The sequence below is a fragment of the Kluyvera sp. genome, from assembly GCF_965301105.1.
In genome coordinates, this window is record NZ_CBDKZX010000017.1 from 1 (window position 1) to 16746 (window position 16746).

At 55.0% G+C, this 16746-nt stretch carries 18 protein-coding genes and 1 pseudogene; 6 read left to right on the forward strand and 13 right to left on the reverse strand.

Going from position 1 to position 16746, the window contains the following annotated elements:
• Positions 1–1071: pseudogene (locus ACW14G_RS08970) on the forward strand (ATP-binding protein); the annotation flags it as partial.
• A 15-nt stretch (positions 1072–1086) separates the two neighbouring features.
• Here the strand turns inward: ACW14G_RS08970 and ACW14G_RS08975 are convergent.
• Positions 1087–1278 carry a toxin-antitoxin system HicB family antitoxin gene (locus tag ACW14G_RS08975; protein ID WP_419057315.1) on the reverse strand — a complete coding sequence of 64 codons (192 nt, stop codon included), beginning with the start codon at positions 1276–1278 and terminating at the stop codon, positions 1087–1089.
• 136 nt (positions 1279–1414) lie between these two features.
• Here ACW14G_RS08975 and ACW14G_RS08980 point away from each other — a divergent pair, with 136 nt between their 5' ends.
• The 5 genes from ACW14G_RS08980 to ACW14G_RS09000 all read left to right on the forward strand — a co-directional run bounded on the left by ACW14G_RS08980 (position 1415) and on the right by ACW14G_RS09000 (position 6686).
• Positions 1415–1705 carry a SymE family type I addiction module toxin gene (locus tag ACW14G_RS08980; protein ID WP_249022584.1) on the forward strand — a complete coding sequence of 97 codons (291 nt, stop codon included), beginning with the start codon at positions 1415–1417 and terminating at the stop codon, positions 1703–1705.
• Positions 1706–2184: 479 nt separating this feature from the next.
• A complete protein-coding gene (locus tag ACW14G_RS08985; RefSeq protein WP_249022583.1) occupies positions 2185–2682 on the forward strand; it encodes a Csu type fimbrial protein in 498 nt (165 codons plus the stop codon).
• Positions 2683–2696: 14 nt separating this feature from the next.
• The gene (locus ACW14G_RS08990) at positions 2697–3383 is read left to right on the forward strand and encodes a fimbrial biogenesis chaperone (protein WP_249022582.1); all 687 of its coding nucleotides are present in this window, start codon (positions 2697–2699) and stop codon (positions 3381–3383) included.
• Positions 3384–3453: 70 nt separating this feature from the next.
• Complete coding sequence (locus tag ACW14G_RS08995; protein WP_249022581.1) at positions 3454–5727, forward strand: fimbria/pilus outer membrane usher protein; 2274 nt, start codon at positions 3454–3456, stop codon at positions 5725–5727.
• An 11-nt stretch (positions 5728–5738) separates the two neighbouring features.
• The gene (locus tag ACW14G_RS09000; RefSeq protein ID WP_167574779.1) at positions 5739–6686 is read left to right on the forward strand and encodes a Csu type fimbrial protein; all 948 of its coding nucleotides are present in this window, start codon (positions 5739–5741) and stop codon (positions 6684–6686) included.
• A gap of 18 nt (positions 6687–6704) precedes the next feature.
• On the opposite strand, the gene ACW14G_RS09005 is transcribed toward ACW14G_RS09000, so the two are convergent.
• From ACW14G_RS09005 to ACW14G_RS09060, 12 genes are all read right to left on the reverse strand, one after another.
• Entirely contained in the window at positions 6705–7805 is a 1101-nt protein-coding gene (locus ACW14G_RS09005; protein ID WP_249022580.1) for an alkene reductase, read from the reverse strand.
• 14 nt (positions 7806–7819) lie between these two features.
• Complete coding sequence (locus tag ACW14G_RS09010) at positions 7820–8032, reverse strand: YdgH/BhsA/McbA family protein (protein ID WP_167574777.1); 213 nt, start codon at positions 8030–8032, stop codon at positions 7820–7822.
• Between the two features lie 134 nt (positions 8033–8166).
• Entirely contained in the window at positions 8167–8682 is a 516-nt protein-coding gene (locus ACW14G_RS09015) for a protein disulfide oxidoreductase (RefSeq protein WP_249022579.1), read from the reverse strand.
• A gap of 46 nt (positions 8683–8728) precedes the next feature.
• On the reverse strand, positions 8729–10312 hold the full coding sequence (locus tag ACW14G_RS09020) for an EAL domain-containing protein (RefSeq protein WP_249022578.1): 1584 nt from the start codon (positions 10310–10312) through the stop codon (positions 8729–8731).
• A 30-nt stretch (positions 10313–10342) separates the two neighbouring features.
• Positions 10343–11134, reverse strand: coding sequence for an EAL domain-containing protein (locus ACW14G_RS09025; RefSeq protein WP_249022577.1), 792 nt, complete (start codon positions 11132–11134; stop codon positions 10343–10345).
• A gap of 70 nt (positions 11135–11204) precedes the next feature.
• Positions 11205–11870 carry a hypothetical protein gene (locus tag ACW14G_RS09030; protein WP_249022576.1) on the reverse strand — a complete coding sequence of 222 codons (666 nt, stop codon included), beginning with the start codon at positions 11868–11870 and terminating at the stop codon, positions 11205–11207.
• Complete coding sequence (gene parM / locus ACW14G_RS09035) at positions 11863–12897, reverse strand: plasmid segregation protein ParM domain-containing protein (protein WP_249023273.1); 1035 nt, start codon at positions 12895–12897, stop codon at positions 11863–11865. Before parM ends, ACW14G_RS09030 begins: the two co-directional genes overlap by 8 nt.
• Positions 12898–12952: 55 nt before the next feature.
• On the reverse strand, positions 12953–13747 hold the full coding sequence (locus ACW14G_RS09040) for a C40 family peptidase (RefSeq protein WP_249022575.1): 795 nt from the start codon (positions 13745–13747) through the stop codon (positions 12953–12955).
• A gap of 13 nt (positions 13748–13760) precedes the next feature.
• Positions 13761–14690 (reverse strand): putative lateral flagellar export/assembly protein LafU, encoded by a 930-nt coding sequence (gene lafU, locus ACW14G_RS09045; protein ID WP_249022574.1) that lies wholly within the window; start codon positions 14688–14690, stop codon positions 13761–13763.
• Positions 14690–15553, reverse strand: a complete 864-nt coding sequence (motA, locus tag ACW14G_RS09050) for a flagellar motor stator protein MotA (RefSeq protein WP_167574770.1) — start codon at positions 15551–15553, stop codon at positions 14690–14692. The genes lafU and motA overlap by 1 nt, the downstream gene beginning before the upstream one ends.
• Before the next feature lie 7 nt (positions 15554–15560).
• Positions 15561–16262 carry a FliA/WhiG family RNA polymerase sigma factor gene (locus ACW14G_RS09055; RefSeq protein ID WP_191091017.1) on the reverse strand — a complete coding sequence of 234 codons (702 nt, stop codon included), beginning with the start codon at positions 16260–16262 and terminating at the stop codon, positions 15561–15563.
• A gap of 13 nt (positions 16263–16275) precedes the next feature.
• Entirely contained in the window at positions 16276–16746 is a 471-nt protein-coding gene (locus ACW14G_RS09060; RefSeq protein ID WP_167574768.1) for a flagellar basal body-associated FliL family protein, read from the reverse strand.

A 16746-nucleotide genomic window follows, 5' to 3' on the forward strand; every position in this document is an offset into this window, starting at 1 on the left:
GGTCACATATCTATTTTACATATTACAAATTGTATAGAGACTCTTACGAATAAATTAGAATTAAAAGGTATCATGCTTCTACTTGATGAATGGTCAGAAATTAATATTGGCATACAACCATTATTAGCTGAGATAATAAAAAAAACATTCTCTGCTATAAACGTATTTACTAAGATTGCAGCGATACCAAACAGAACAAACCTTGGTTATAAAACTGAGCAGAAATTCTTTGGGTTAGAAGATGGTGGCGATATTTTCAGCTACCCTTTAGACATGAGATACGTTTTTGAAGTAAATAAAAACCAGACCCGAGATTTTTTCAATGATTTATTATACAAACATCTGACATCAATAAATCAATCATTAATACTTACTCTGTTACGTAAGAACAAAACCTCTAAAGATAAATTAATAAATTTATTATTTGCTAATGTTGCATTAAATGAGGTCCTCGTTGCATGCGCAGGAATCCCACGTGATTTTATGAATTTATTCTTAAACAGCTACGATAAATTCATCTTATCGTCAAGTTCTACTGCGCAAAGAATCAGTGTTAAGAACATTCGCTCAGCTAATGCAGAATGGTATGAAAAAGATAAGAAAGAACAAGTTGATAAACATCAAATAGAACGTCAACTTCTGACCGAAATTGTACAAGAAGTTATTGAAAAGAAAAAATCAATGCATTTCCTTATTCCTGAAAAACATTCTAACAATAAGCATATTCAGAATTTAATAGACTTTAGGGTCATACATTTAAGAAAAAGTGGTTATTCTCACCAAGACCACTCAGGTGTTGTATATAATGTCTATTCTGTCGATTACGGATGTTATAATTCGCTAAACATTACCAAAAGTAAACTCGACTCGACTGTATTGAACGATCTAAACCTCCGAGAATTAAGAGAAATCAGACGAATATCCTTGGAAGAAGCATTTTTCCAACGTTTCTTAATGGATATTGGAGAAGCCTTCAATTGTCCACATTGTAAGAAACCAGTCGACACTAACCATTTAGCGTTTACAAAGCAAAGTTTATGTAATAATTGCTTTGAACACGTCGAAAAATAGTACCGACTAGATAGATTAAGAATCTGGCTCAATACCTAACGTCTGCAATTCCTTTCTCCCTAAGGTTTTGAGCCAATTCCCCAAACTCATCCCCTCTGCCTTCGCCGCAGCCTCAAACTGCGCCTTCAACTCCGGCGTAATACGGATCTGAAAAGTAGGTGCTTTTCCGGACTTTGATGGGTTTGGGTCTCGTTTCGTCGTTGACATGTACGTACCTACAAGAGCAATCTATCACCAATCAGGTACGTACCTTTAAAATGAGTGACCTGATATTTAAACGCCCCCGCCCAGTATTCGCAGTACTCGGCGAGAGCTAACCTCACCAACTATCAAGGAGTTGATTATGGCTGATCCGCATTCTACCCCAGACTTACCCGCAGCAAAAACCGCGCGCACGTTAATTGTGGGATATCGCCCGCAGGGTGCAAACAAAAATACCCCAAGCCTCACCCTTTCCGGGAAATGGCTGCGCGAGGCCGGGTTCGAAACCGGGAAACAGGTTAGCGTAAAGGTGATGGAAGGCTGCATCGTCCTGATGGCCTATGGCGAACAGGAGCAGAAGCTGCTAGCGGAGTTGAAGGAGGCGCATCTGAAGCTGAAAGGAATTGAAGCAGCGGTATCGGCGGTGCATTAAGGCTCGCAGGAATATCCGCACCGTGCTCATGACGGGCATTGCCCGATGGCGCTACGCTTATCGGGCCTACGAGCACGGTGCCCGCTGTAGGCCGGGTAAGCAACGCGCCACCCGGCAATAGAGCGGCACACGAGCCCTACTATTTTTTGGGGAAAGATCCGAAAAATTGCGGGTTGAATTCAGCATTATATTTAATTAATACTAAACATAATTTCATTTTCAATAAATAAAAGTCATCTTATCTTCTGCGTTAATATCTTTTATTCCATTTCCAATAATCACTTAACTTTTAAATATATCATATATATTACATTCCTATTTTTCGCCGAATAAGGTGATGCGAGATCTATTTTTAATAAAATAGTCTTAAGGCAAATTGGCAGAATTTTGCTGCCTATCCTACAGTTATATCAGGGATTAAATATTCATACGTTATTGTTTTACCAGGGAAAAATAATACCTGCATAGAGATCAATACTATGAACACGCCAATTAAGTTCATTTTATTCAGTCTGGTATCGGCATTTATTTCTGGCGCGCATGCGGATACCGCCAGTAGTACTTTTCAGGTACAGATTACGATTACTAAATCGTGCAGCGTGACCTCCGGTTCGCCCATTAACTTTGGATCGGTGGCGGCCAGTTCGCCCAGCGTGACGAGGAATACCACGATTTCCGTTAACTGCTCGCAATTAACGCCGTATACCGTCGGCCTTGCGCCGTCGAACAGCAACACGCTCGGCTCGGGGCAGATGTCCGGTACCGCTAGCGGTAATACCGACAAAGTGCCGTATCAGCTGGCGAAAGATACTGCGGGTGCCATCTGGGGCAACGTCACCAGCGGCGGGACCAGCAACGTGGTATCGGGATCGGGAAACGGTGCCGCTCAGCCGTTCACGGTTTACGCGATCGTCTCTAATGCTAACTTTACGCCGGATGTTTATAGCGACACGGTCACCGTGACCGTCACCTATTAATTCAAGGATGACGTATGAACTGGAAACAATGCGCCCTCGCCTGTCTTTTTTTCAGCGGTTACGCCGCAGCCAGCGGATTGCAGGTTACGCCGATTACCCTGACGCTCGAGCAGAGCCAGCGTGCGGAAGGCATCTGGCTAAGCAACTCGGGCGATAGCCCAATTAATGCCCAGGTTCGCGTGTTCCGCTGGAGCCAGAGCGGCTACAGCGATCAGCTTGCCGCCTCGCAGGGGCTGGTGATCAGCCCGCCAATGCTCACCATTCCGCCCGGCGGCAAGCAGCTAATACGCGTGATTCGCACCGGCACGCCCGCGAAGACGGAAGATGCGTATCGGCTGTCGATCAACGAGTTGCCGCAGACGACGGCGAAAAAAAATAACCTGCAGTTTGTGCTCCACTACTCCGTGCCGGTCTTTATCCAGCCGCCTGGCGTCGATGAAACCTACGCCAGGCTGCAATGGCAAATCCAGCATAGCGATGGCCGGACGTGGCTGGAGGTGAATAACCAGGGAGACGGCCACGCCCAGCTGTCGGAAGTGAGCCTGATTACGGCAACCGGCAGCCGCAAAAATATTACCCCTGGGCTCTTAGGCTATGTCTTACCCGGGGCCACCATGCGCTGGCCGCTGCCTGCGGGGGCGAGTCAGGGAGAAAAGCTAGAAGTCATGGTCAATGGCAAAAAAACGGTACAAACGCTATAGCGTGCCACTCCGTGTATTAATTTTGATATTTTTCAATGTGTTATTTATAGCAAGGGGTGCCTCTGCGGAAATGAAAGACCCCAATGCCCCGCAAGATGACGTCATTGCTGATGATAAGCCGCTGGCCGGGATCGAACTGTATCTGGATGTCACCCTGAACCAGAATCCGATTGGCCTGGCACGCTTTGGCTATGACCACAATAAGCTCTATGCCAGCGCCGATAGCCTGCGCAGAATCGGCATTCGCCTGCCGCCGCAAACGCCGGATCCGGTCAGCCTGAGCGATATCCCACAGCTGGAGGTTCACTACAATGCCGCGCTGCAAAGCCTGACGCTGACGGCACCGCTCGCGCTGCTGGATAGGGGCACCACCCAGCTTAACCAGCAAAGCGCCACCAACCCAACAGCGAGCACCGCGCGCGGGCTGCTGCTGAACTACGATCTTTATGCCTCACAGGAGTCAAACAACAACGCCAGCGCCTATACCGAATTGCGTGCCTTCAGCGCGCTGGGCGTACTCAGCTCCACGCAAATTGCGCGCTATATCAGCGATAACAGCGGCTATAGCCTGAATAATGGAATCACCCGACTGGATACCAGCTGGCGTTCATCGTTTCCGGAAAACGTGCTGGCAGTAACCGTTGGCGATACGCTGACCAGCTCGCTGAACTGGTCGCGCCCAACCCGCATCGCCGGGCTCCAGATTGGCACCGATTACAACCTCCAGCCCTACACGCCAACCACGCCGCTGCCGTCTTTTTTTGGCTCCGCGACGCTGCCCTCCAGCGTTGAGCTGTATATGAACGGCGTGAAGTACTACAACGGGGAGGTGCCGTCGGGCAACTTTGAGATCAACACCCTGCCGACCATCAACGGCGCGGGCAACGCGCAGGTCACGATGACCGACGCGCTGGGCAAAACCACGGTGCAGAGCTTCTCGTTCTACAACGATCAATCGCTTTTGCGTAGCGGGTTGACCGAATGGTCGGCGGAAGTGGGCGTGGTACGCAACAATTACGGCTATACCTCGTTTGACTACGCCAGCACCCCGGCGTTTAGCGGCACCTGGCGGCGCGGCTTTAGCAATAGCTTTACCGCTGGCGCGCATGGCGAAGCCACGGAAAGCCTGGTCAACGTCGGCTTCAGCAGCGACTGGATCCCCGGTGACCGCGGCGGCACGCTTTCCACCGCGCTGGCGGTCAGCGCCGACGCAGGAAAGCAGGGGTTTCTCTACAGCATCGGCTATCGCTGGAACAACGAACGTTTCAGCTTCAGCACCGCCACCATCGCGACGGTAAATGACTATCACGACGTCGCCACCCGCTACGGCGAAGCGCCGCCTTCGCTGAACCAGAGCACCGTGGTGGGCTATAACACCGATATGCTGGGTAACTTTAGTCTCGGCTATTTGCAGTTCCGCTCACCCGGCGAATCAACCCAGCGCTACACCAATGCCAACTGGTATAAGTCATTGACGGAACGGGTTTATATTAACGCCGGGCTCAACCAGAATATTGATAACAGCCGCGATCGCAGCCTGTATCTGATGCTCAGCGTGTCGTTTGAAAACAACATCAGCGCCAGCAGCACCGTTCAGCGCAGCAACGACCAGATGAGCTATACGCTCAACGCCAGCCAGACCCAGCCATCGGATGGCGGCTGGGGCTGGAACCTGGCACTTAACCGGCTGGATTCCCAGCAAAATGCGCAGGGCGAGCTGGGCTATCTGGGGCGTTATGGCAACGTTTATGGCGGCTATAGTCGGTTGTCCGGTCAGCAATCCGCGTATGCCGGTGCCGACGGCTCGCTCGTGCTGATGGGCGGCGGGTTGTTTGCCGCACAGACCATCAACAATGGCTTCGCGGTGGTCTCCACCGACGGCATCCCGGATGTGCCGATTATTCTGCAAAACAACCCTATCGGTACCAGCGACAGCCACGGCAGGCTGCTGGTGACCAACCTCAATAGCTATCAGAAAAATGAGATCAGCATTAATCCGCTGGATCTGCCCGCCAACATGCGGGTCGATCCGGTCAACGCCGTGGCGATCCCCGCCGATCGTTCCGGCACGCTGGTGAACTTTACCGTTAAACCCGTTCGCTCGGCGCTTATCGTGCTGAAAGACAGCCAGGGAAGCGTGATCCCGGAGGGGTCATCGGCGGTGCTGAACGGCAACCGCAGGCAGAACGCGATAGTGGGCTTTGATGGCATGGTCTATTTCGAGACGCTTGAAGAACACAATACGCTGCGCGTTTCTACCCACGCAGGCGCATGCGAGGCCCAATTCGATTACCCGCAAGCGGCGCGGGATATCCCGCAAATCGGGCCCATCACCTGCCGATAAGGAGCGAAACCATGTGGTTAAAAGTGATGATACTGCTTGCCGGGCTGTGTCTTTTCCCGATGAAAAGCCATGCGCTGAGCTGCACGGCGACGGTCACCACCGTGGCGTTCGGTACGGTCGACCCCTTTGCCAGCGCCAGCACCACCAGCGGCACGCTGCGCTTTACCTGTACCAAGGGCCTGACGGAAGTACTCAACGCCGCCACCGTCTGCTTTAACCTTTATCCCACCAGTTCGGGGGCCCCCGTCGATGCCCGTAAAATGGCCTCAGGAAGCAACCAGCTCAGCTACCAGCTGTATACGGACGCTGGACGGACAAACGTATGGGGCAATCAGGGCGTCTCGAGCAATTCGGTGCTGAAGTACTCGTTGGGGTTGCTTGATCTCGGCGTGGCACATACGATTCCGTTCTACGCCGCTGTTCCCGCAGGGCAGGCGACCACGGCCCCCGGCAGCTATCTGGATGCCTTCACCACGACGAACACCACCATTACGGCGAAATCCGATCCGCTCGTTACGGACTCTTCCTGTGGCACAACGGTGGTCGGCAACATGGCATTCAACGTCACGGCCAGCGTGAATAAACAGTGCAAAATCAACGCCACCAATAATATTACGCTCGATTCGGTACCCCACACGCGAACCAATATCACCGGCAATAACTTCTTTACGATGACCTGCACCAACACCACGCCGTACACCGTAGGGCTTTCGCCGTCCAACGGCAACAGCGCCGGCAGCGGCGTGATGAAAAGCGCCACCAGCCCCGATCAGGTGCCCTACCAGCTAAATTCAACCGTGGGAGTGAGCGGCACGCCGTGGGGGAGTTTAGCCCCCAATACGGTGGCGGGCACCGGTACCGGCCAGGCGGTCGACCGGTACGTCTATGTCGTCGTTCCCAGCGCGAATTACCGCCCGGCGACGTATAACGACACGGTCACGATCAACGTGACCTACTGATACCTGAAGCCGTTCGGGTCACCCCGCCGTCGGATAATCCACATACCCCGCCTTACCGCCGCCAAAGAACTGCTCTTTCACCGGCGCATTCAGCGGCAAATCATGTTCCAGACGATAAGGCAGATCCGGGTTAGCGATAAACGGACGGCCAAAACCAATCAAATCCGCCCAGCCTTTAGTCAGCGCCTCTTCCGCACGCGCTTTGGTGTATTTACCGGAGTAAATCAGCGTGCCGTGGAAGATAATACGCAGCGCCTCTTTAAAGGCTGCGGGCATCACCGGCGCGTCTTCCCAGTCGGCTTCGGCGATATGAATATAGGCGATACCCAGTTCATTCAGCACGCTGGCCGCCGCCAGATAGGTGGCTTCCGGCGTGTCATCGCGCGACCCCATCAGCGTGGTCAGCGGCGCCAGGCGAATCCCGACACGCTCTTTCCCAATCGCTTCAGACACCGCAGTCACCACCTCTTTCATAAAGCGCAGGCGATTTTGCAGCGATCCGCCGTATTCGTCGTCGCGCAGGTTGGCCTGTGAATCAATAAACTGGTTGATCAGATAGCCGTTGGCGCCGTGCAGCTCAATGCCGTCGAAACCGGCGGCAATGGCGTTGCGCGCGGCCTGGGCATAGTCGTTAACGATAGCCGGGATCTCATCGGTGCGCAGCGCGCGCGGCATATCATGCTGCACCATCGCGCCAACGCCGCTCTCCGGGCCGCGGCCTTCGACGTCCACAAACACCTTCACGCCTTCGGCCTGAATGGCGGAAGAGGAGACCGGCTGCGCGCCGTTCGGCTGCAATACCGTGTGGGAAACCCGGCCCACGTGCCAGAGCTGGGCGAAGATTTTACCGCCCGCCTGATGCACCGCGGTGGTCACTTTTTTCCAGCCTGCAATCTGCGCTTCCGTGTACATACCTGGCGTCCAGGCGTAGCCCTGGCCCTGCTGGCTGATCTGAGTACCTTCGCTCACAATCAGCCCCGCGCTGGCGCGCTGCGCATAGTAATCCGCCATCATATCGGTGGCGACGTCACCGGCACCGGCGCGAGAGCGGGTCATCGGCGGCATCACGATACGGTTGGTCAGCGACAGCCCGTTCAGAGTGTATTGATCGAATAACATGCTGTTTCCCCCTCTTATTTGTACAGTTCGGCGCTCATGGTCACGGTGTTGCCCATGCGTGCGCTGGTGATTTTGTAGTCAGAGGCGTTCATCTCTTTGGCCTTCTGGGCAATCGCCGCTTCGGCGGTGTCCAGCGTCGAGCCGGTCGCCGTCACGCTTTGCGCCGTGGCGCTAAAGGCAGCAACAGAGAGAAGGGAAGCAGCAAAAATCGCGGTAAGGTTTTTCATGGTCGTATCCTGTTCGGTTTAAGGCGTTACGCTCGGTAACGTGATGCGAAGAAGGATACGACCGCAGACTCATTACATAAATGGTATAAATCGCAATAGACTATTATCAATAAAGCAATAATACCCGGACTCGTTTATCGGCTTGCCCACAGGCGCGCTTTCATGCCCCAGTAGCTGGTCCAGCCGGTGGTGACCGAGACCGGCTGCCCTTGAGAGACGATAATGATCGTCGGCGTGACGCTCACCTGCCAGCGCTGCGCCAGCTCGCCGCGCGCGTCGTTGACCACCGGCATGGTGAGCTGCTTTTTCTGCATCCACTGCGCCAGCCGGGTATCATCGCCGGAACGCAGCGCGATGCTCACCACGTTTTCCCCCTGCGCCGCCAGTTTCTCTACCGATGGCGTGGTGTAACGGCACACGCTGCACCAGGTCGCCCAGACGTAAATCAGCAGTGGCCGCGTATCGCTCAGCGCGGCCAGGTCGATGTTTTGTCCATCCCGGGTCTGTACGGCCATGCCGGAAAAGGAGTCCGGAAGCGTCGGGCTGCGAAAGCGGTCAACGCCCCACATCAGTACCGCGGCCAGCACCAGCAGGACGACTATCTCGCGTAGCCAGCGGTACACGCGGCGGCGTTGGAAAAATTCGCTCATGATCACCTCGTAAGAATACGCGGTTTATCTTAGCGGGACGCCTGGACTAGTGCTGTAAAGAAGTGTCTTTCGGCAGCGGCGGCATTTTCAGGTGCTGCGTCATGACATCGTGACGAAAATAGTCGATAAATGCGGCGAAAGTGAGAGGTTTTGAATAAAAGTATCCCTGGAAAAAGTCGATCTCATTTTCCTGTAGCCAGGCCACCTGATAGTCGTGTTCTACCCCCTCGGCAACCGTCTGAATGCCCATCTGCCTCGCCATATCGATGACACAGTTAATGAGCGGCGTAGAGGCATCAGGAGAAATCTGGTTGATGAACATACGATCAATCTTAATGCTGTCCGGGCTCAGGCTGGCTATCCACGACAGGTTGGAGAAGCCGGTGCCAAAATCATCCAACGAAATAGCAATGCCGCTATCACGAACCACCTTGATTTTATTGAGAATATCATCATTGAAGTTGATCTGTTCGTTCTCGGTAAATTCGAAGGTCAGGCGCTGACGCAGCCGTTTAAACCGAGCGGCGAATTCGCTGGTAAAGGCGTTGAAATCTTCCGCAACCAGGTGCGCGTGGCTGATGTTGACGTTGAAGGTAAAGCCGTCCGGTAGCACACAGTCCGGCCGCTGGCAGTCGGCAAGCACGCGTTTGAGCAGGTTCTCCGTCATCAGGCCGATCGTGTTCGTTTTCTCCGCCACCGGGATAAAAATATCCGGCGGTACGAAACCAATCTCCGGATGTTCCCAGCGGGCGAGGATTTCCGCGCCGATCACCCGGTTGCTATGGGCGCAAATAATCGGCTGATAGTAGGGCGTAATACGGTCCTGATGCACCGCATTCACCAGATGTTGATAGAGCGAGCGACGACGCGTCAGCAATGACCAGGCCAGCGTCGTTAGCAGCAGCGGCGGGACAAGGATAACCAGGATATACAGCCAGGAGCCCAGAATCTCCTGCCAGATATCAGCGGTATCCGGCGAGCGCCAGGCCAGCGTATACAGTCCACCAGGCTGGCGTTGCGGGTAGTCTTGCGCGCCAAGTTTCGCCTGCTCACCGACCAGAATACCGTTCTGTGTCAGCAGTTTGTTATTCACCAGCAGCGCGAAACGTTCATCGCGGTTGCTGTTGCCCATGATGCCCCACAGGTAGCGCAGGTCAGCCGACACCACGATGCCGCCATTGGCCAGGCGCTGGTAGAGAGAAAAGACCGGAATGCCCGCTGACGCCACGGAATCATCAATTTTCACGCCCTGCGCGCTAAAGCCGCTCAGATCGACCCGCGCGCCCTGGTTAGCCAGCAGTGAGGAGCAGGTGATGCGATCGCCATCCAGCAGGTTAATGACCAGCATGCGCATTTCGCGCGTCGGCAACGCGTTCAGGCGGCTTTCCAACTGGCGGTTACAGGTTTTGCCCACCCACCCCTGCGCTTCGCGTGCGACGCGCCGCGTCTCTTCCAGCAGGTTGTCCACCGCATTGCGAATGGGTATCGCCTGATGAGCCAGCTGAACATTCAGCTGTCGCTGCGCGATGTAAAACGTGAGCCAGAGCGCCAGCACGACCGAACCTAAAAAAACCAGACCGACCAGCGCATAGTTTTTGCGATCGGCTTTACTGGCGTATTTTTTGTACATTGCTCATTCATTCCATCTGGCAGGGCGCACTTACCGATGCGCGTAAGACGCTCGCGTTTGCGCCTGTTGGTGCTGCATGTATTCACGCTGGAAACTCTCTTTGCTGATCGGTCGGGAAAACAGATAGCCCTGCCCGAACTTCACACCCTGTTTCAGCATGTTGGAAGTTTGCGTATAGTTTTCAACACCTTCAATGATGACATCGATGTCGTGCTGGGCAATCAGCTGGAGGATCTGCTCGGTTTCGTTCTGCTGGCCGCACGCGAGACAGCTGCGATCGAGCTTGATGTAATCCGGAATCCAGTAGGCCAGCCGCTCCTGTAGCGCCGCCAGCGTGCCGATACCATCCCAGGCGATATTGATGCCGTCATCCTGTAACGTCTGGAGGTTCTGCCGAGCGACTTCAGTGAGCGCAACCTGTCCGGAGGTAATTTCAAATACCAACTGCGCCGCCCGCAGATGCCGCGTCTCCACAATCCCCAGCGCATGGTAGGCAAACTCCGGATCGTTCAGCTGCACGGCGGAAATATTCAGCGTGTACATGAATTCTTCCTGGTCATCGGCCCGCTTTTGCGCAATAAACGACAGCGATTTTTCCATCACGTAGTAGCCCATATCCACGATGGTGCCATTCTCTTCAAGGTGCTGGATAAACTCGACCGGCGGGACAACGTTACGCCGATGGGTGCCTCGCACCAGCACTTCACCGCCAATACAGGCAAAACGGGATAAATCGAAGATAGGCTGAATAACGAAGTCGATACCTACATCGAATTTAGCGTTCTCTACGCAACGAACAACATAATGCGCACTTTTGTCCATACCAGCCTCATCTCTCATTATTGTGCGGAAAAAGCGACGTGCAGCGGCGGCAACTTAAACCGCCCGTCATTTAAAAAATGCCTTTCTGGCGGATCTGCTTCATTTTTTGCGCGGGTGCGCCAAGGGTGCTCAGGTCGACCTCTTCCGCCGCACCGTTTTTACTGCCTTCGGCAGCAGGCGAAGCAGCGCGGCCAGACAGCCTTAATTGTTGCAGCAGCAGGTTTTGCTGATTAAGCAAGGTTTTCAACTGGGCGACTTCGCTACGCAGCTGGCTCAGCTCCTCGCGTGCACCGTCGTCCGGCGCGGCGGGCGCGGGTTGGCGCTGGAGCGCTTCGGACATCAGCGCGCGCATCTGACGCAACTGTTGCTTGCTAAAATCCGCGCTTGGCGCAACTTGCTCGGCCGCAGGCGCCGCCGTCGGGCTGGCCGACACGGGCAGCAGCGAGGCCGCGGACAGCTCGCTGCACAGCGCATCCAGCGTCAGCTTTTCCCGGCCCATTGACTCGGCAACATGGCTACACAACTGCGGGTTCAGCAACTGAAGTTGCAGCCCGGCCAGGTAAACGTTGCGGTGGAAGCGGCGCATTTCCATATTGGCATCGCCAGAGTTGCTGCCCGCCTGGCTCAGCTCCTGATGCCACTTCTTAAGTTGCAGCATCGCGCGCAGGTCCGCGCGCGAGTGTTCCGGCGACAAATGCAGCGAGAGATTAACGCGGCGAATGTGCCTGTTACTCATCGTCACCCACCTCGGCCATATGCGGCGCGGCGACGGTTTCGACGCTGGAGTCCGCATGGTACAGGCAGATTTCGCGCGACAGCGCGCTCTGTGGGTTATCGATGGTGATCACGCGGTCGCCCAGCGTGGCGTAGGTTTCACGTACCGCTTTCTCAATCAGGTGCGCGCCGCCGCCAACCAGGTAAACGCGGTTGGGGTTTTTGGCGAATTTCTTCGCTTCGTAGGCCACCTGGTCACCGAGTTCCTGAATTTTAATCTCAATACGCTCAAGGATTTCCGCAATGCGCGATTCGTCGTTAATGACGCTTTTAACAAACTCCATATCGTGACGGCGCTTGATAAGCTCGTTCGCCACCAGGTAGCTGGAGTCGCTGTCAGCCGCCGCCAGCAGCTTACGGGTGGCGTCAGTGACCATCGCCACGCCGATTTCGTTGTTGCCATAAATCGCGGAGACATCATCAAATTCGCCGACAATCACCCCCATGTCCAGCGTGGTACCGCCGCAGTCGACCACCAGCGATTTGGTGAACTCGGTGACGTTGGAGTTCAGCAGATGAGACAGCGCCGCCGGCAGGCTTTCCGGCATCACCTGAACGTCCACAATACGGAACAGCTCGCCCTTGTTGAGGGAGATATCGCGCATCAGATTGCGGCGCTTCGCTTCGATACGGCTTTCGTTACGCTGGCAGTCGTCCGGGTTATAGTACTGGGTGATTGGCAGCGTCACGATCACTTCAACATCGCACGGTGTCATGCCGGTCTGCAGCAGCGCGTGATGCACCGCCAGCAGGTTGAGATCGTCATACTGATAGTCGATGTGCGTGGTGGATAACGCTTTGTCTGAGGTCGCATCGTAGGTGTATTTGGTGGTGCCGATGGTGTAGTTGTACACCGACTGTCCGCGCAGCAGCGCCGCGCTTTTCCAGTCCTTACGGAAGGAGTTCGGCGAGACCACGGTCTTCAGCGTGCCGTTCTCAATCCAGCTAATTTTTACGTTGGTCGAGCCATCATCAATGGCGAATTTCATACGGGTCATGGTCACGTTCTCAATACTAAAGGTGTTTTAACAGCGTCACGCCGGCCTACAGGACGCGGCGTGCGCCAAGGTAATGTGATTGCCAGAAATCATCGGATAACCGGCTGATACGAATCTTTAACCCGGTACGCGGGGCTTCAATAAAGCGCCCATCGCCCAGGTATACGCCAACGTGATCCGCGCCGGGACGCTGGTTAATGTTGAAAAAGACCAGGTCGCCCTGCTTCAGGCTGTTCTGGCGAATCGACTTCAGGCCGTTATCCCGATACATGCCGTTGGCGGTGCGCGGTAGCTTGCGGTCCAGCACATGATTGAAGGCGTAGAACACCAGTCCGCTACAGTCGAAGCCGTCGGTCGGGCTGTTGCCGCCCCACAGGTAAGGCTTCCCGAGTTGGCTTTCCAGCCGATGGATCACCGTACGCAGCTTCGCGATGTTCTTCGGTGCCCGACGTTTCGCCGCGACCGCCCCGTCCTGGACTTCATCCCACAGCGCTTCTGAACCGCCCAGCGTTCCAGGCTGCCAGCGGGTGTGCATCGCCAGAATTTCACGGTTTTTCGCCCGTTCGGCCTGCTGATTCGCCAGTTCGCGGCGTTTTTGCTCCGGCGTGGGCGGAACCACAACGGCGCGTTTCTTCGCTTTCGCCATCAGGCGGGCGCGGTTCTGTTTGCGCTTTTGCGCTTCACTGTCGCTTTTGGCCGCTGGCGCTTTCACCGGCTGCGGCTTTGCGCTGACGAACCCTGCGGACATCAGCAGCATCAAAAAGAGGAAAAAAAAGAGTACCTGACGGGCAAAGGCGGCCCGAACAGGTACAAAAGGGATGGTAAAAATAAAACTCTTCACAACGTTAATCAGGCTATGGGTTTTGAGTGAGCTTGTCGGCTAACGGCTTGATCACCTTCTCGCCGTGCTGGCCAAAGAATTGATACAGCGATTCACTGGCCGAGTGCGTCAGCACCATGATTTCGATGCGGCGGTTAGCCGAACTGAGCGGATGTTCCGGGTCCAACAGCATCTGGTCGGCCATGCCGCTTACCTGCAAAATTTTGCCGGGTTCAAGGCCGCTGCGGGTCAGTACCGATCGCGCCTGCATCGCTCGTTCGCCGGAGAGGTTCCAGTTGTTGTAGAGCACCTGGTCGCGGAAACGGGTGGCGTCGGTATGCCCGGTAATAATGATTTTGTTGTCTATCTTGTTCAGCTCGGGGGCAAATTCGGTCAGCAGGCGTTTAAAGAACGGCGTCAGGATGGCGCTGCTGCGCTGGAACATTTCACGCTTCTGATCGTCAGTCACCAGGATGCGCAGCCCCTGCGGCACAATCTCCATTTTCAGGTTGGCCTGCGCGTCGTAGGCCGAGGTGATTTTCATAATGATGCGCGCGAGATCTTCAATCTCATTTTTGGAACGCGCGTTCACGTCACCGAGGCTTTCAGTGCCCTTAAGCTGCTTCGCCAACTCGGTGTCTTTCTTCGCCTGCTCTTTGAGCAGCTCTTTTTGCTTCGCGTGACGGCTATCGAGCAGCGCGATCTGTCCGCCGTTACCCTCTTTTTGCGTCACCGGCGTGATATTGTTGCCCTCAAAAATGGACTCACCGTTGAGCAGCGAGACGATCTCTTTACGCTCCTCTTCCGTCACCGCGCCCATAATCCACAGCACCATAAACAGCGCCATCATCGCCAGCGTAAAGTCGGCGAACGCGACCTTCCACGCGCCGCCATGAAAGGCATCATGGCTTTTGCGCGAGGAGCGTTTAATGATGGTGGTATGTTCTTTGTTGCGCCCGCGCATCAGGCTTCACCAATCATCTGGTTAACCCAACCGTCGAGCGTCGCGAAGGTCGGCTTGGTGTCCATCGGCAGCATCTTACGGCCCGCATCCACCGCCAGCAGCGTCGGCTTACCGGCAACGTGGTTGACCAGCACCGTACGTACGCACTCCAGCACCGCCAGCTGTTTTTTGGTGCGCTGTTCCATGGCGTTCGCCACCGGATCCATTAAGCAGTAACAGAAGAAGACGCCGAGGAAGGTACCGACCAGCGCGGCGGCAACCTTCACGCCGATCACCGCGATAGAGCCGTCGATCGACTGCATGGTGATGATGATCCCCAGTACCGCCGCACAGATCCCGAAGCCCGGCATCGCTTCTGCGGTACGCTGCAACGAACGTGACGGCTGCAGCAGGTTCTCTTCCATCGCCACCAGCTCCTGCTCGAGGATGCCTTCCAGCTCGTGTTCGTTGATCTTACCCATCGCCATCAGGCGGAAGTTATCGGAGATAAACGTCACCAGCGCTTTGTCACGCAGCATCAGCGGGTATTTCTGGAACAGCGGGCTGTTTTCCGGCGCTTCAATGTGCTCATCCAGCACCTTCAGACCGCCGTCCTGCACCAGTTCCAGCAGTTCGTACAGCAGCATCAGCAGCTGGCGTTGATACTCGTTGGTGTATTCGTTTTTGCGCATAATGCCGCGGAACTGGCGGTACATTTCAGACAGCACGGCACGAGGGTTAGCGAGGACCATAGCCCCCATACCGGCGCCCAGAATGATGATAATTTCACCCGGTTGCCAGAACGACGCGAGGTGACCGCCGGACATAAGAAAGCCGCCAACCACGCATCCCATGATGATTACGATACCGAAGAATTTCTGCATAAACCTTTCACTTCTGGAAAAAAGACTGAATTTTTTGGGCGATTTTTTTATTGAGCTGGCAGACCCTGGCCTCGGTTAAATCAAGGACGAGGGCAATCTCTTTCAGACTCATTTCATGCTGGTAATAAAGCGTCAGGATCAGCTGTTCACGCTCATCAAGCGCTGCCAGCGCGCTGCGTAGCGTCCGGCTGACGACGACTTCGTCTTCCAGCGGTCGGCTATCCAGCGCCCCGGCGTGAACGTCATTCCCTAACAGCTCATCCAGGCTCTCTATCGTTTTGGCGCAATCCAGCAATAAATATTCCTGGTACTCTTCCGCCGTGATCGACAGGTGGCGGTTAATATCCTCGAAGCTGGGCGTCCGCCCGAGTTGGCGCGCAATTTCGCGGATACCGTCATTCAGTTTGTGGGTCTTCTGCCGCAGGCGGCGAGGACGCCAGTCCAGCAGGCGCAGTTCGTCCAGCACCGCGCCGCGAATACGCTGTACGGCGTAGGCGGCAAACTGCTCGTCCGGGTGCCCGTAGCGGCGCAGCGAGGTGAGCAGACCCATCAGGGCAATCTGCTCCATATCTTCGCGGTCGATGACGCTGCTGGTCTGGTATGAGAGCTGTTTAACCACCCGATTCACCAGCGGCAGATACGCGCTGACATAGCGCGCCTCGTCTGCCGGCGTCAGGGTGTCACTCGCAATAAAGTCCATCATTTCCATTGCGGCGTATCTATCACTGGAAGACCATTTTGCTGATGATGACGTCGTCAAACGGCACGTCCATCTTCAGGCTGCTAAAGCGCGCCGCGTAAGCGGCCTGCAGCTTGTCGTGCAGGACGTTAACGCTCATGCCGCGCACTTCGTCATAGTCCAGATCGGAGAGCAGGCTCACCGTCGCACCTCGCACCGCCGGGATCATGTCCTGCGCTTTACGGGTATTTTCCGGGCCGTTGGTCGCCAGGTTCAGCTCCAGCAGCAGATAGCGCTCGGATTGCCCTTTGCCTTTCAGGGTGATCACCACGTTTTTAATTTCCACGAACTCCACGGACCCTTTATCAGAGCTGGAGAACATACCCGACAGGAAGCTACTGCCAGTGGCTTCATCCATGCGCAGCAGATGCGTGCCAACTACCGTCATGCCTGCCGCCAGCATGGCGGTGACGAGCGCGATAATGAGACCGAAAGAGAGAGTTTTTGCGTTCAT